This window comes from Salmonella sp. SAL00653 (genome assembly GCF_046552515.1).
GTDB lineage: Bacteria > Pseudomonadota > Gammaproteobacteria > Enterobacterales > Enterobacteriaceae > Salmonella > Salmonella enterica.
Genome location: NZ_JBGDTY010000007.1, coordinates 142,846 through 158,675 on the forward strand (window position 1 = coordinate 142,846; position 15,830 = coordinate 158,675).

General features: G+C 54.7%; 15 protein-coding genes. 4 read left to right on the forward strand and 11 right to left on the reverse strand.

Annotated elements, in window-relative coordinates:
- Position 1 precedes the first annotated feature (1 nt).
- The gene (gene stiB, locus ACLJRU_RS10580) at positions 2-685 is read right to left on the reverse strand and encodes a fimbrial biogenesis chaperone StiB (protein ID WP_001086401.1); all 684 of its coding nucleotides are present in this window, start codon (positions 683-685) and stop codon (positions 2-4) included.
- 47 nt (positions 686-732) lie between these two features.
- A complete protein-coding gene (stiA, locus tag ACLJRU_RS10585) occupies positions 733-1,272 on the reverse strand; it encodes a Sti fimbria major subunit StiA (protein WP_001539028.1) in 540 nt (179 codons plus the stop codon).
- Positions 1,273-1,641: 369 nt separating this feature from the next.
- On the opposite strand from stiA, the gene ACLJRU_RS10590 reads away from it, so the two are divergent.
- Complete coding sequence (locus ACLJRU_RS10590; RefSeq protein ID WP_000901960.1) at positions 1,642-2,082, forward strand: PTS sugar transporter subunit IIA; 441 nt, start codon at positions 1,642-1,644, stop codon at positions 2,080-2,082.
- Positions 2,083-2,143: 61 nt separating this feature from the next.
- Positions 2,144-3,373, forward strand: coding sequence for a polysaccharide deacetylase family protein (locus tag ACLJRU_RS10595; RefSeq protein ID WP_000245305.1), 1,230 nt, complete (start codon positions 2,144-2,146; stop codon positions 3,371-3,373).
- 6 nt (positions 3,374-3,379) lie between these two features.
- Here the strand turns inward: ACLJRU_RS10595 and panD are convergent, their stop codons facing one another.
- The 9 genes from panD to thpR all read right to left on the reverse strand — a co-directional run bounded on the left by panD (position 3,380) and on the right by thpR (position 10,630).
- Positions 3,380-3,760: an aspartate 1-decarboxylase gene (panD, locus tag ACLJRU_RS10600; protein WP_000621526.1), complete on the reverse strand. Its 381-nt coding sequence runs from the start codon at positions 3,758-3,760 to the stop codon at positions 3,380-3,382.
- A gap of 94 nt (positions 3,761-3,854) precedes the next feature.
- Positions 3,855-4,709, reverse strand: coding sequence for a pantoate--beta-alanine ligase (gene panC / locus ACLJRU_RS10605; RefSeq protein ID WP_023234823.1), 855 nt, complete (start codon positions 4,707-4,709; stop codon positions 3,855-3,857).
- A 125-nt stretch (positions 4,710-4,834) separates the two neighbouring features.
- Positions 4,835-5,626, reverse strand: a complete 792-nt coding sequence (gene panB / locus ACLJRU_RS10610; RefSeq protein ID WP_000805489.1) for a 3-methyl-2-oxobutanoate hydroxymethyltransferase — start codon at positions 5,624-5,626, stop codon at positions 4,835-4,837.
- 120 nt (positions 5,627-5,746) lie between these two features.
- The gene (gene folK / locus ACLJRU_RS10615) at positions 5,747-6,226 is read right to left on the reverse strand and encodes a 2-amino-4-hydroxy-6-hydroxymethyldihydropteridine diphosphokinase (RefSeq protein ID WP_000150777.1); all 480 of its coding nucleotides are present in this window, start codon (positions 6,224-6,226) and stop codon (positions 5,747-5,749) included.
- Positions 6,223-7,620 (reverse strand): polynucleotide adenylyltransferase PcnB, encoded by a 1,398-nt coding sequence (gene pcnB, locus ACLJRU_RS10620; protein WP_212568162.1) that lies wholly within the window; start codon positions 7,618-7,620, stop codon positions 6,223-6,225. The genes folK and pcnB overlap by 4 nt, the downstream gene beginning before the upstream one ends.
- A 161-nt stretch (positions 7,621-7,781) precedes the next feature.
- Positions 7,782-8,678, reverse strand: coding sequence for a tRNA glutamyl-Q(34) synthetase GluQRS (gene gluQRS, locus ACLJRU_RS10625; protein ID WP_001539029.1), 897 nt, complete (start codon positions 8,676-8,678; stop codon positions 7,782-7,784).
- A 68-nt stretch (positions 8,679-8,746) separates the two neighbouring features.
- Entirely contained in the window at positions 8,747-9,202 is a 456-nt protein-coding gene (gene dksA / locus ACLJRU_RS10630; RefSeq protein WP_001155232.1) for an RNA polymerase-binding protein DksA, read from the reverse strand.
- 176 nt (positions 9,203-9,378) lie between these two features.
- Entirely contained in the window at positions 9,379-10,083 is a 705-nt protein-coding gene (sfsA, locus tag ACLJRU_RS10635; protein WP_000899408.1) for a DNA/RNA nuclease SfsA, read from the reverse strand.
- A 16-nt stretch (positions 10,084-10,099) separates the two neighbouring features.
- Positions 10,100-10,630 (reverse strand): RNA 2',3'-cyclic phosphodiesterase, encoded by a 531-nt coding sequence (gene thpR / locus ACLJRU_RS10640; RefSeq protein WP_001294175.1) that lies wholly within the window; start codon positions 10,628-10,630, stop codon positions 10,100-10,102.
- A gap of 72 nt (positions 10,631-10,702) precedes the next feature.
- Here thpR and hrpB point away from each other — a divergent pair, with 72 nt between their 5' ends.
- On the forward strand, positions 10,703-13,132 hold the full coding sequence (hrpB, locus tag ACLJRU_RS10645; RefSeq protein ID WP_024148642.1) for an ATP-dependent helicase HrpB: 2,430 nt from the start codon (positions 10,703-10,705) through the stop codon (positions 13,130-13,132).
- Positions 13,133-13,272: 140 nt separating this feature from the next.
- Entirely contained in the window at positions 13,273-15,795 is a 2,523-nt protein-coding gene (gene mrcB / locus ACLJRU_RS10650; RefSeq protein WP_023234826.1) for a bifunctional glycosyl transferase/transpeptidase, read from the forward strand.
- Positions 15,796-15,830 lie beyond the last annotated feature (35 nt).

Genomic DNA, 15,830 nt, shown 5'->3' on the forward strand with positions numbered 1-15,830 from the left:
CTCAAGGCGTTTGTTTATGTTCGGGGCCAGTACCGCCAAAATCGTTGATGATAGACCAGGCGATCGGGCCGCTGGCGGCGGCAGGCAGCGTGTACTGCGCGTTGCCGAAAGGCGCCACATAGCGCGGGGCTTTCACTTTTTGACTGCCAACGGAAAGGGTGGCGAAGTTCATATAATAGGGCGTGGGGTTCTTCACGGTGAGCGTGCGACCCTGACGCGACCACGTTAACCGATCGGCAACCTCTTCTGGTTTTTGGGTTAACGCTTTTGGCCGGTAAATCAGCTTAAATTCCGCTTTAACGGCCAGCATGAGTGTGTTGTGTTTATTGTCCGGATTGCTGCTGGGAATCGATTTAATATCCAGCCAGTACAGCGACTCGCGATCTTCCGGCAAATTGCCGCCGGTACGGATAATTCGCAGTACGTTTTTTTGCCCGCCATTAAGGCGAAAAAGCGGCGGGGTGACCATAAACGGCGCATCGCCGCTCGCCCCTGTTTCGCTGATCGATTGCGCCCAGGACTGAATTAAATAGGGAACGTTGTCGTTATTGCTTATCGATATGGACGCATCTTTGGCATCGCCGTGAAAAATAACCCGCGTTGTGCCGATGTTTATCCCTGCGGCATGCGCCAGCGAACCGCACAACAGGCAACAAAGCAACCCTGCTTTAGCCAATGAATTCATTGATGACCTCAATAAACAAAGGGGCCAGCCGACGCTGGCCACCAGGATCAGTTATATTGCAGATAGAATGTTGCGGTTGCATCGACCGTTCCCGACTTAACGGGAACCGCGGTGGTGATATAGCGGGCGGTGAAAGGCATTGAGAGTTCCGTCACCCCCTCTGCTGTAGGGAGCGCGACTGCGGCAGACCATGCCTGAAGATCGTTAAAGGTCATAGGGGTGCTAGTTTTATCAAGAATTTGCACGCCAATATTCTCAGCATCATCCTCATTTTTCAGGATGGTCGCATCGGTTCCGTCGAGTGTGCCTTCAAAGCGCGCCTGTACACTGCTGTAGATGTTTGCGTCGCAGTTTTCGAGTTCGATGGTGAAGTCTGTATCCCCTGCCGTCTGCCCTGCGGCAGTGAAAAGAGAGGCAAATTCTTCCTGTAATGTCACCTCTACTGAATCCGTTTTTACCGTACAGGCGTTTTGCTTAATGAGGCCGGTGATATGTACGGTGCCGTCTTTGGCGGTGTCTGCCAGCGCGGCGGGGGAGAGGGTGATGGCGGCCAGTGCCACAGTGAGTGTTTTTAAGGAGAGTTTCATTATCTTTGATCCTTTAAGATATTATAAATATTGACATAGTAACAATATCTATAGTGTGGAAAGTTATTGTTCTTTTTATTCCCGAATGAGTAAATATAATGTCCGATGATTTTTACGGCGCGAAGAAAAATTCAGAATACATAAATATGAAATATTTATAATATATATTTAATCAATTATTTTGGTGAGTGTTTGTTTAATTGAATCGCCGTGATTACCCTTTAATGGGCCAGATTCTATGAAGGCTGCTAACAATTTTAAAAATAATGCAAATTTTTTTGAATAAAAAATGATCGTGGTCATAGTGTGTTGTCGGCCAAAAAAACATGCTGACATCATGCAGGATTGGAGCTCAATGGAGGAGAAGTTATGCTGGGATGGGTCATTTCCTGTCATGACGATCGGGCGCAGGAAATGCTCGAAGGTCTTGAAAAGAAGTATGGGCCGTTGGCGCAGTGTCGGGCGGTCAATTTCTGGCGTGGGTTAAGCGTAAATATGCTCAGCCGCATGATGTGTGACGCCCTCCATGCCACCGACTCCGGTGAAGGCGTGATATTTTTAACCGACATTTCCGGCGCGGCGCCTTATCGTGTAGCGTCGCTGATGAGCCATAAACATTCTCAATGTGAAGTTATTTCCGGTGTTAGCTATTCATTGATGGAGGAAATGATTACCTGGCGAGAGTCAATGAGCAGTTCAGCATTTCGCGACCAGATTGTCGCGCTTGGCGCGCCGGATGTCACCAGTCTCTGGCATCAGCAGCAGAAAAATCCGCCTTTTGTATTGCTGCATGATTCGTATGAGTTTTGATCAATACCATTGACGACGCTTTTGCTACAATGACGGCGTTTTTTCGCCTCGGTTATGATATATGGTTATGCGCGTTGTTCTTATCTTGCTGTTCTTTTTCGCCGGTAATGTGTTGGCTGCCTTGCCCGCTCGTTATATGCAAACGACGAAAGATGCCGCCATCTGGTCACAGATTGGCGACAAAATGGTGACCGTAGGGAATATCCGCGCCGGACAAATTCTTTCCGTAACGCCTGTTGCGGCTGATTATTATGCCTTTAAATTCGGCTTCGGTGTGGGCTTTATCGATAAAGGCCATCTGGAATCCGTGCAGGGAAAACAAAAAGTGGAAGATGGCCTGGGCGATCTTAACAAGCCGCTCAGCAATCAGAATCTGGTGACCTGGAAGGACACGCCGGTGTATAACGCGCCGGACATCAGTAGCGCCCCGTTTGGCGTATTGGTGGATAATTTGCGTTACCCCATTATTAGCAAGCTGAAAGGCCGGCTACATCAAACCTGGTATCAGATCCGTATTGGCGACAGGCTGGCTTATGTCAGCGCCATGGATGCGCAGGAAGACAACGGCATTCCGATTTTGACCTATCATCACATCTTACGTGATGAAGAGAATACTCGTTTTCGCCATACGTCCACCACGATTTCGGTTCGGGCATTCAGCAACCAAATGACCTGGCTTCGCGATCGCGGCTATGCCACGTTGACGATGTACCAACTGGAGGATTACATCTATAACCGCGCTAATTTCCCGGCGCGCGCGGTGGCTATCACCTTTGATGATGGCCTTAAATCGGTGAGTCGCTATGCGTATCCGGTATTAAAGCAGTACGATATGAAAGCGACGGCATTTATTATCTCATCGCGTATTAAGCGCCATCCGCAAAAATGGAATCCCAGGTCGCTGCAATTTATGAGCGTGTCCGAATTGCGCAAGATAAGCGATGTTTTTGATTTTCAGTCGCATACCCATTTTTTACACCGGGTAGACGGGCATCGTCGCCCGATTTTATATAGCCGCAGCTACCATAATATTCTGTTTGATTTTGAACGCTCGCGGCGGGCGCTCGCACAGTTTACTCCGCACGTATTTTATCTTTCTTATCCCTTTGGCGGTTATAACGCGACCGCGATCAAAGCAGCAAAAGACGCCGGTTTCCATCTGGCGGTCACCACGGTGAGAGGGAAGGTGAAGCCGGGGGATAATCCAATGTTGCTCAAAAGGCTGTATATTCTGCGCACGGATTCGCTGGAAACCATGTCGCGGCTGATCAGCAACCAGCCGCAGGGATAAGGACTATCAGGCAACCTGTACCGGAATAGCTTTCGCGGTGCGCTTCATTTCGTTGTCGCCTTCAAAATAGGCCACTTTCGGACGCCATGTACGCGCTTCTTCATCAGACATGGTGACGAAGCTGGCGATAATCACAATGTCGCCAACTTCAGCGCAGTGCGCCGCCGCACCGTTCACCGAGATGATTCTGGAGCCGCGTTCAGCCGCAATCGCATAGGTTGAGAAACGTTTCCCATTGGTCACGTTCCAGATATCAATCGCTTCGTTTTCCAGAATACCGGAGGCATCAAGGAAATCCTGGTCAATGGCACAAGAACCTTCGTAGTGCAGGTCCGCCTGCGTGACTTTTACGCGGTGGAGCTTGCCTTGCAGCATGGTGCGAATCATAACTTCTTTACCCTGTCGTTTACCTTGGCTAAGCAGGCGCTTGTGGCCTGCTTTGGAAATTCTCAGGCAGTATTGCCCGATTTTTAACCCCTGTCTACTGGGCTAATGTAACGCTTTGATTATCGATCAGACGCGCCTGACCCAGCCAGGCGGCGGCCAGAATCACTGCGCGTTTGCTGGTTTCCGTCAGCTCCTGCAGCGTGTCGGCATCACGGATTTGAATGTCGTCGGCACGGAGGCCTTTTTCATTCAGTTCCTGTTCGGCAATGGCAATAATCTCTTGCAGCTCACGATTACCCGCAATCAGTTTTTCAGCGATGCTATTCATCACGTTGTATAGACCCGGCGCAATTTTGCGCTGCTCTGCGGTCAGATAAGCGTTACGTGAGCTGAGCGCCAGACCGTCTTTAGCGCGAATAATCGGCACGCCGACGATCTCAATGTCATAACTCATATCCGCCACCATTTTACGGATCAGCGCCAGTTGCTGGAAATCCTTCTCGCCAAAGCAGGCGATATCCGGCTGGATCAGGTTGAACAGCTTGCTGACGATAGTCGAGACGCCGCGGAAGTGGCCCGGACGGCTGGCGCCTTCCAGCATGGTGGAGAGGCCGGGAACATCAACGTACGTCTGGCCTTCCAGCCCCTGTGGGTAGATTTCCTCAACGGCTGGCGCAAAGACATAATCGACTTTGCGTTTGTTCAGCTTTTCACAATCTTCCTGCAGCGTGCGCGGATAACGCACCAGATCGTCCGGCCGATCAAACTGCATCGGATTGACGAAAATGCTGACGATCACCACATCAGCCCGGGCTTTTGCCTCATCGACCAGCTTCATATGGCCGTCGTGCAGGTTGCCCATGGTGGGAACCAGTGCGACGCGTTTACCTTCCTGACGCAGACGACGAATATGCTGGCGCAGCAGCGGCAGGGTTTCAATGATTAGCACAACAAAACTCCTTGAGTTGCTTGATGATCCTGCCCGATGGCGCTGCGCTTATCAGGCCTACATCCGTTGAGGATCTGTAGGCCGGATAAGACGCGTCGCGTCGCCATCCGGCACGGTCAGAAAAATTAGTGAAAGCTGTGTTCTTCGCCCGGATAAACGCCGGACTCCACTTCAGCCATATACTGCCGTACAGCGGCGCGCATGTCGCCCGCTTCGGCGAGGAAATTTTTCGCGAATTTTGGAATATGACCGCCGGTGATGCCAAACGCATCGTGCATCACCAGGATCTGACCGTCGGTGACGTTGCCCGCGCCGATGCCGATCACCGGAATCGACAGCGCTTCCGTGACGCGCTTCGCCAGCTCAACTGGCACGCACTCCAGTACCAGCAGTTGAGCGCCAGCGGCTTCTAAAGCCAGCGCGTCATCCAGCAGCACTTGTCCTGCATCTCCACGGCCCTGAATTTTATAGCCGCCGAAGATATTCACCGACTGGGGCGTTAACCCCAGATGACCACAAACCGGCACGGCACGTTCGGTGAGCATTTTCACCGTATCAACCAGCCAGGCGCCGCCTTCAATTTTGACCATATTGGCCCCCGCACGCATCACGATAGCCGCGTTTTCACATGCCTGTTCCGGGGTGGCGTAAGCCATAAACGGCAGGTCGGAGAGCAATAGACAGTTGGGCGCGCCACGTCGCACGGCACGAGTGTGGTAAGCGATATCTTCCACGGTGACCGGCAGGGTGGAGTCGTGCCCCTGAATCGTCATGCCCAGTGAGTCGCCAACCAGCATCACATTGATACCTTCGTCGGCAAATAACTTAGCGAAGCTGTAGTCGTAGGCGGTAATTGTCGCGAAGCGTTTTTTCTCTTGCTTGCATTTCTGCAGCAGTGAAATAGTGGTGGGTTTCATAACGTTTCCTGATGGTAAAAGTTATATTTCCCGGCATTCTAACAGTCATATTCAGGGGGGCAATTGATTTAAGCAATCGTTTGGCGCTAAAGCAGTAAACGCTAAAGGGGAGGCGATGTTTTACCAGTGGGCGGGTTTTGCAGCACCAAGATGGGTGAGATGCTGATGCAGGCTGATACCATCCGGAAAGATCAGATCAGGAGCGATTTCGAATAACGGCCACAGCATAAAACCGCGGTTTTTCATGTCGTAGTGCGGCACGGTCAGACGGTCGGTGTTAATGACTTCATCGCCAAACAGCATAATGTCGAGATCCAGCGTGCGCGGCCCCCAGCGTTCGGCTTTGCGCACCCGGCCCTGTTGCAGCTCAATGCGCTGGGTATGGTTAAGCAATTCTTCGGGGGCGAGAGCGGTATCCAGCGCCACCGCAGCGTTCAGGTAATCGGGCTGATCCTGTGGGCCAAGCGGCGGCGTGCGGTAAAACGAAGACACCGTGACGATACGGCTATCGGGAATGTCGGCGATAGCCTTCAGGGCGGCATTGACCTGCTCCAGCGGAGAGGCCAGATTACTGCCAAGCGCGATATACGCGATCGTCATACGGTGCCCTCGCGGCGCGGCGCGCGTTTGCGCGGACGTGAACGGCGGCGGCGTGGAGCAGGATCGTCGTCCAGCTCGTTGAGCATCCCTTTTTGTTCCGGCGGCGCGGAAGCCTGAAACTCGGCCCACCACTGCGCCAGACGTTGCAGTTCAGTATTATTTTCCACTTGGGCGCGCAGCTCCAGCAAATCAAACGCGGCGCGGAATTTGGGATGTTCCATCAGCTTCCAGGCGCGTTTGCCCTGACGACGGGACATGCGTAACTGAAGCTGCCAAATATCACGGGTAAGCGTGGTAAGGCGTTTCGGGATCGCCAGTGAACGGCAGGCTTCATCCAGCACGTCATTCATGGCCAGCGCGAAAGCATCGTAATAGGCCAGACCGCTCTCCTGAGCGATTTTTTGCGCCATCTCCAGCAGCGGATACCAGAACATGGCGGCAAACAAAAATGCCGGGTTAACGCGCATCTCGTTACGGATGCGGTTATCTGTATTCTTCAACACCTGCGCAATGATGCGTTCCATTGAGCTGTCGCCGTTTTCGGTGAAATAACGCGTAATGGTAGGAAACAACGGCTGGAAGAGGTGGTATTCCCGCAGTTGTTGATAGGTTTCATAACCGTTCCCCGCCTGCAACAGCTTCAGCGACTCTTCGAACAGGCGCGCGGGAGGAATGTCGTTTAGCAAGGTTGCCAGACGCGGGATTGGCTCAGCCGTTTCAGGGCTGATACGCATATTGAGCTTCGCAGCGAAACGCACGGCGCGCAGCATTCGAACCGGATCTTCGCGGTAGCGCGTTTCCGGATTGCCGATCAGGCGAATCACGCCTTCTTGCAGATCCTGCATCCCGCCGACGTAATCGCGCACGGTAAAATCCGCTACGCTGTAGTAAAGGCTGTTGATGGTGAAATCGCGGCGCTGGGCATCTTCTTCGATAGAACCGAAGATGTTGTCGCGCAGCAGCATACCGTTTTGCCCACGCTGGGAGGTCGTACGGTCGCTTTCACTGCCTTCATGATGACCACGAAACGTTGCCACTTCGATAATTTCCGGGCCAAACATCACGTGAGCCAGGCGGAAACGACGTCCCACCAGACGGCAATTGCGGAATAATTTCCGTACCTGATCCGGTGTTGCGTTGGTAGTCACGTCGAAATCCTTCGGCTTTTTGCCGAGCAGGAGATCGCGGACGCCGCCGCCGACCAGGTAGGCTTCATAGCCCGCTTTGTTCAGCCTGTACAGTACCTTGAGGGCATTTTCACTGATATCTTTGCGGGAGATAGCGTGCTGTTCACGCGGGATAATCGTCATATGTGGACGGGCGACGGCTTGTTCTGCCTCGCTCTCCTCGCGGCTTAACACCTTACGGCAAAAATTAGCGACTCGGGTAAAAATAGCGCACCTCGGTAGTGTCATACATTAATAAGATCAACTTACTCTATGTCTTTCGCATTACGGCAGACGGGCGTAAGAGAGCAACGCGACCTGGGCTGTAAGCATCATTAACGCCGCAGCAATGCGAAAGACGATGAGCAAAAATAGCGGCTAATCATAGCTCAGCGAGACGCATTTGAGAATGCCGGATTTACATTAGCCGATGTGGGTACGGCTGTAAGCCTCCAGTGCGCCACTGCAAAGCGCAGCAACTCCTCAACAGACATCTCCTGCCACGCTACGACGTCGCGTTGGCCTAAAAAGCGCAATGCCTGGACCAGTACCGGGCGCGGATCGCCTGTCGCAAGCGCAGGGGCATGATTTTGCTTGGAAAGTTTAGCGCCTTGTTCGTTGAGCGCCAGCGGAAGGTGCACGTAGCCTGGCGCACGCCAGCCAAACTGTTTATACAGCGAAAGTTGTCGGACAGTGGGTTCGATTAAATCTGCGCCGCGGACGATCTCCGTCACCCCCTGAAAATGATCGTCGACCACCACGGCCAGATTATAAGCAAACAGTCCGTCGCGGCGGTGGATAATAAAATCTTCGCTCGCCAGCTGTGGGTCAGCCTGGATGTCGCCGCGCAAGGCATCATGGAAATGCATCACCGGATGCTGCTGTTTAATTCTGACGGCGGCATTCTCCGGCCCGTGGCATAACGTCCGGCAATGGCCGTCGTAAATACCGCCCAGACGCTGAATGCGCGAGCGGGGGCAAGTGCAGTAGTAGCTCAGTCCCTGCTCGTGAAGCCAGGCCAGCGCCTCGCAATAAGCCTCATGACGCTGTGATTGCCATAAGACCTCGCCATCCCAGTGCAGGCCGTAATGTTCCAGCTGGCGCAGAATGGTCGCTGCGGCACCGGGAACTTCACGTGGGGGGTCGATATCCTCGATGCGAACGCGCCAAATTCCGCGTTGCGCACGGGCTTGTAGATAGCTGCCGAGGGCGGCGATTAACGAGCCGAAATGCAGTTCGCCGGATGGCGACGGCGCGAAACGGCCAATATAGTGTGAGTCAGTCATGCTGCGGGCAATAAAGAATAAGGCGGGAAAACTCCCGCCTGTCATAAATAGGGTAGAAACGAACGGGATTAACCCGCCATCTGTTTTTCGCGAATTTCAGCCAGCGTTTTGCAGTCGATGCACAGATCGGCTGTTGGACGCGCTTCCAGGCGGCGGATACCAATCTCCACCCCGCAGGACTCGCAATAACCGAAGTCTTCATCTTCCACTTTCTTCAGCGTCTTCTCGATCTTTTTGATCAGTTTGCGCTCACGGTCACGATTACGTAACTCCAGGCTAAACTCCTCTTCCTGCGCGGCGCGATCGACCGGATCGGGGAAGTTGGCGGCTTCGTCCTGCATGTGCGTCACAGTGCGATCGACTTCATCCCGGAGTTGATTACGCCATGCTTCAAGAATACGCTTGAAGTGCGATAGCTGGGCTTCGTTCATATACTCTTCGCCCGGTTTCTCCTGGTACGGCTCCACCCCAGCGATGGCGAGAATACTCAGGGACGATGTTTTACGGTTTTGCCCTTCTTGCATGTTGCTTCTCCTTAACACGCACTATCGATCCCCATGTTCGGGGGAAAATCAGGTCGCTATAAATAGCAGATGCTTTTCCGGATAGCAATTATCTAAACGTAACACTTGACAACCCTGTGAGGAAAAGCGTATTTACGCACGCGGCCAGAATACTTAATAATCAGGCTGTTATTCCACTACAACGTTATGGGTACTGGTTCGTTCAGTTCCATTTTTTGGGCTGAAAGTTCTGCTTTATAAGCTAAAACTTCCACGCCTTTATTCTGAGCCTCGCTCAATAGCTGCGCGTATTTTATATCGATATGACGTGCGGGTGAAAAACGTGTAATGGCGGAGTGCAGCACCGCGAACACCACCACTGCGCGATGACCTGCCGCCGCAACGCCCATCAATTCCCGAAGATGTTTTTGCCCTCGTTCGGTGATGGCGTCGGGAAAATAACCGTTTTCTTTTTCCGCTAACGTGACCGATTTCACTTCAATATAGCAGTCCGGGCGGAAATCTGCCTGTAACATAAAATCTATACGGCTGCGCTCGGCGCCATATTTGACTTCACTTTTCAGAATATTGTACCCCGCCAGCGCCGGCAGGCGATTCTCCTGAATCGCTTCTTTCGTTAGCTGGTTCGCCCGCAGCGTATTCACGCAAATGAATGCGCCGAATTGCGTTTCAGTCAATTCCCAGGTATGCGGATATTTGCGTTTAGTATTTTCTGATGTCGAATACCAGACGGTATCGCCAGGCGTGGCGCAGCCGGTCATCGCGCCGGTATTAGGACAGTGCAGCGTAAGCGTCGTACCGTCAGGGGTGATGACATCAGCTAAAAAACGTTTATAGCGCTGAATCAGCGTAGCGCGTTGTAAAGGGGGTGAGAATAGCATCGACATTCCTTCATTATTATTCGCCCAGCGTCCAGCGCTGCAGCTCGGCATAGCGGGTACGGCCTTGCCCATACGAAGAGGCGTAAAGCGCAAACGACGTGACCGGAAATGACCAGCAAAAGCCCGGCGGCGGGATAGCCACCGTATGGCTGGCGTCGCGCAGCAGCGTAATATGCGGGTGAAAAGGCTGCGGGCTTTGGTAACAACCGCTGCGGGCAGCCTGCGCGCGCAGCATATTAGCCAACTGCAACAACCCGCGCGGCGGCTGGCGCATCCCCAGCCACACCACGCGCGAACGCAGCCACTGACCGGCGTCATCCAGATGTAGCGTAAAGCCCGGCTGGCGAATTCGTCCGGCCAGTTGCGCAAGCGCGCGCTGCTTATCGTTACTGACGTCGCCTAAAAAGGCCAGCGTCAGGTGCAGGTTCGCCGCTGCCACGGGGCGTCCGTCTTCAGACGCAAAATGGGCGGCGCGCCAGGCGATAATTTGCGCGCGCGCGTCGTCGGGTAAGTCAATCGCAAAAAACAGCCGTTTTGGCTCAGACATAGGGATACTCGGTTATGGATTAACACGATGCTACAATGCGGCGCAAAGAAAGTTAACCCCGTGGAGCCGTTTGTGACGTCATTGCCCGTTGCCGCCGTATTGCCTGAATTGTTGACAGCCCTAAAAACCGCGCCGCAGGTTTTGTTGTCCGCGCCTACCGGGGCGGGGAAATCCACCTGGCTGCCGTTGCAACTCCTGCAACAGGGGCCGGTTGCTGGAAAAATCCTCCTGCTTGAACCGCGTCGTCTGGCGGCGCGTAATGTCGCACAGCGTCTGGCGGAAGCGTTGAATGAAAAGCCTGGCGAAACGGTAGGTTACCGGATGCGCGCGCAAAGCTGCGTGGGGCCGCGTACCCGGCTGGAAGTGGTGACCGAAGGCGTATTGACCAGAATGATTCAGCGCGATCCCGAATTACGCGGCGTGGGGCTGGTGATACTGGATGAATTTCATGAGCGCAGTTTACAGGCGGATTTAGCGTTGGCGCTGTTGCTGGATATCCAGCAAGGGCTCCGTGACGATCTCAGGCTGTTAATCATGTCTGCGACGCTGGATAACGACAGGCTTTGTCAGCGACTGCCTGATGCGCCGACGCTCGTCTCGGAGGGGCGCGCGTTCCCGGTGGAGCGACGTTATCAGCCGCTCGCGGCGCATTTGCGTTTTGATGAAGCCGTCGCGATGGCGACAGCGGAACTGTTGCGCAATGAAAACGGTTCGCTGCTGCTATTTTTACCCGGCGTAGGCGAAATACAGCGCGTTCATGAACATCTGGCGTCGCGGGTAGGGAGCGATGTCCTGCTTTGTCCTCTGTATGGCGCATTGTCTTTGGAGGCGCAACGCAAAGCGATTGTTCCCGCCCCCGCCGGGATGCGTAAAGTGGTATTGGCGACTAACATTGCCGAAACCAGTTTGACGATTGAAGGGATTCGTCTGGTCGTCGATAGCGCTCAGGAGCGCGTGGCGCGATTCGACGCGCGAACGGGACTGACGCGGCTGGTTACGCAGCGTATCAGTCAGGCGTCAATGACGCAGCGCGCGGGGCGCGCCGGACGACTGGCGCCGGGGATCTGTTTACATCTGCTGGCCAAAGAACAGGCGGAGCGGGCGGGGGCGCAAAGCGATCCGGAAATCTTACACAGCGACCTTTCCGGTTTGTTGATGGAAGTGTTGCAGTGGGGATGTCACGATCCGGCCTCGCTTTTCTGGCTGGACAGGCCGCCGGAGGTGAATCTTCAGGCCGCCCGCCGTTTATTATTGATGTTAGGCGCGCTGGAGGGCGAGCGGTTAAGCGCGCGGGGCCGGAAAATGGCGGCAACAGGTAACGATCCGCGCCTGGCGGCGATGTTAGTCAACGCCGGCGAGGGCGATAGCGCCGCCACTGCCGCCATGCTCGCGGCTATCCTTGAGGACCCGCCGCGCGGCGGCGGTACGGATTTAAGCGTAGTATTTTCGCGGCGACAGCCGGGCTGGCAGCAGCGTAGCCAGCAGCTTTTAAAACGGCTGCAGGTGCGTAATGGCGAGCCGGATAGCGCGCTTATTATGCCGCTGTTGGCCAGAGCGTTTAGCGACCGCATCGCGCGGCGTCGTGGTCAGGAAGGGCGCTATCAGTTAGCCAATGGTATGGGCGCGATGTTAGATGCGGATGACGCGTTGGGACGTCATGAATGGCTGATCGCGCCGCTGTTACTGCAAGGTAGCTCCTCGCCGGACGCCCGAATATTGTTGGCGCAGCCGCTGGATATTGCCTCGCTGATTCAGGCGTGTCCTGATTTACTGCGCCAGTCCGACACGGTTGAATGGGACGAGGCGCAGGGAACGTTGAAAGCATGGCGCAGAATGCGTATTGGACAGTTGACGGTTAGCGTTCAGCCACTGGCGAAGCCGTCTGAAGAGGAGCTTCATCAGGCGATGCTGAACGGCATCCGCGATAAAGGTCTGTCCGTCCTTAACTGGACGCCGGAAGCGGAGCAGTTCCGTCTGCGTCTGCACTGTGCGGCGAAATGGCTGCCGGAATATGACTGGCCTGCCGTGGATGAGGCGTCGCTGCTGGCGACTCTGGAAAATTGGTTGCTGCCGCACATGACAGGCGTACAGTCGTTACGGAGTCTGAAATCTCTGAATGTGACTCAGGCGTTACGGGGACTGCTTGACTATGCCATGCTGCAACGTCTGGATAGTGAACTGCCTGGGCATTACACTGTGCCGACGGGAAGCCGAATAACGATTCGTTATCATGAAGATAACCCGCCCGCGCTGGCGGTCAGAATGCAGGAAATGTTTGGCGAAGCGAAGACCCCAACCATCGCTCAGGGCCGCGTGCCGCTGGTGCTGGAACTGCTTTCGCCAGCGCAGCGACCGCTACAGATTACGCGCGATTTAAGCGCTTTCTGGCAGGGGGCGTATCGCGAAGTGCAAAAAGAGATGAAGGGCCGTTACCCCAAACATGTCTGGCCGGACGATCCGGCGAATACGGCCCCAACGCGGCGCACGAAGAAGTATTCGTGACGTGTTATACGTTGCCTCCAGGCCAGATAAGGCGTTAATCGCCATCCGGCAAAAGGGTAAATTGAGAGATTTCTTCTTCTGTCGTCTGGCGGAAGAATAGAGAATCGGGCCTTTGCGCCTGTATGTTGCGGAGAAAAAGCATGGCGGGGAATGACCGCGAGCCGATTGGACGTAAGGGGAAACCGTCACGTCCTGTGAAACAAAAGGTGAGCCGTCGTCGGCAGCATGACGACGATTATGATGATGACTATGAGGATGAAGAACCGATGCCGCGTAAAGGTAAGGGCAAAGGGCGTAAGCCTCGTGGCAAGCGTGGCTGGCTGTGGCTATTGCTAAAACTGTTTATCGTTTTTGTGGTGCTGTTCGCCATTTACGGCGTCTATCTGGATCAAAAAATCCGCAGCCGTATCGATGGCAAGGTCTGGCAGCTTCCGGCGGCGGTATATGGCCGGATGGTGAACCTTGAGCCAGACATGCCTGTCAGCAAAAACGAGATGGTGAAATTGCTGGAAGCGACGCAGTATCGTCTGGTGACGAAGATGACCCGTCCCGGCGAATTTACCGTGCAGGCCAATAGCATTGAGATGATCCGTCGTCCGTTTGACTTCCCGGATAGCAAAGAAGGGCAGGTGCGCGCGCGGCTGACGTTCAGTGACGGGCGTCTGGAAACCATCGTCAATCTGGATAACAACCGCCAGTTTGGCTTCTTCCGTCTCGATCCGCGGCTTATCACCATGCTTTCTTCGCCAAATGGCGAGCAGCGTTTATTCGTCCCGCGCAGCGGTTTCCCGGATCTGCTGGTCGATACGCTGTTGGCGACGGAAGACCGTCATTTCTATGAGCATGATGGCATTAGTCTTTACTCTATCGGGCGTGCGGTGCTGGCCAACCTGACGGCGGGACGCACGGTGCAGGGGGCCAGTACGCTGACCCAGCAGCTGGTGAAGAACCTGTTCCTCTCCAGCGAAAGATCATACTGGCGTAAAGCGAATGAAGCCTACATGGCGCTGATCATGGATGCCCGTTACAGTAAAGATCGTATTCTTGAGCTGTACATGAACGAGGTCTACCTCGGTCAAAGCGGGGACAATGAAATTCGCGGTTTTCCGCTGGCGAGCCTGTATTACTTTGGTCGTCCGGTAGAGGAACTGAGCCTCGATCAGCAGGCGTTACTGGTGGGGATGGTAAAAGGGGCGTCGATTTATAACCCGTGGCGTAACCCGAAACTGGCGTTGGAGCGTCGTAACCTGGTGTTACGCCTGTTACAGCAGCAGAAAATCATCGATCAGGAACTCTATGACATGCTGAGCGCGCGTCCGCTTGGCGTACAGCCGCGCGGCGGCGTTATTTCACCGCAGCCAGCGTTTATGCAGATGGTTCGTCAGGAACTGCAGGCGAAGCTGGGGGATAAAATTAAAGATCTCTCCGGCGTGAAGATCTTCACCACCTTTGACTCCGTGGCGCAGGATGCCGCAGAAAAAGCCGTTGTCGAAGGTATTCCGGCGTTGAAGAAGCAGCGTAAATTGAGCGATCTGGAAACCGCGATGGTGGTAGTGGATCGCTTTAGCGGCGAGGTGCGCGCGATGGTTGGCGGGGCGGAGCCGCAGTATGCCGGCTATAACCGTGCCATGCAGGCGCGCCGTTCCATCGGGTCGCTGGCGAAACCGGCGACCTATCTGACCGCGTTAAGTCAGCCGAACTTATACCGTCTGAACACCTGGATTGCCGATGCGCCGATTTCTCTGCGCCAGCCGAATGGTCAGGTCTGGTCGCCGCAGAACGACGATCGTCGCTACAGCGAAAGCGGGAAAGTGATGCTGGTGGATGCGTTAACTCGCTCAATGAACGTACCGACGGTCAATCTGGGGATGGCGTTAGGTTTACCGGCGGTAACCGATACCTGGACGAAGCTCGGCGTGCCGAAAGATCAGCTCAATCCGGTTCCGGCGATGCTGTTAGGGGCGCTGAACCTGACGCCGATCGAAGTGGCGCAGGCGTTCCAGACTATCGCCAGCGGCGGAAATCGCGCGCCGTTATCAGCGCTGCGTTCGGTTATTGAGGAAGATGGTAAGGTGCTGTACCAAAGTTATCCGCAAGCTGAACGCGCCGTACCGGCACAGGCGGCTTACCTGACGCTCTGGACAATGCAGCAGGTCGTCCAGCGTGGTACGGGGCGTCAGCTTGGCGCGAAATATCCGGGTCTGCATCTGGCGGGTAAAACCGGGACGACAAACAACAATGTCGATACCTGGTTTGCCGGTATCGACGGCAGCCAGGTGACTATCACCTGGGTAGGCCGTGATAACAACCAGCCAACGAAATTGTACGGCGCCAGCGGCGCGATGGCGATTTACCAGCGCTATCTGGCGAACCAGACGCCGACGCCTTTAGTTCTGACGCCGCCGGAAGATGTGGTGGATATGGGCGTTGATTACGACGGTAATTTCGTCTGTAGCGGCGGTATGCGCACTCTGCCGGTCTGGACGGACGATCCAAATACGCTGTGCCAGCAGGGCGAGATGATGCAGCAGCAACAGCAGCCGTCAGGCAATCCGTTCGATCAGTCGTCTCAGCCGCAGCAGCCTGCGCAGCAACAGCCGCCGAAAGAAGAGAAGAGCGACGGCGTTGCCGGCTGGATTAAGGAGATGTTCGGCGGCAATTAATCACGGTAATAGTACCGGGTGGCGCTGTGCTTACC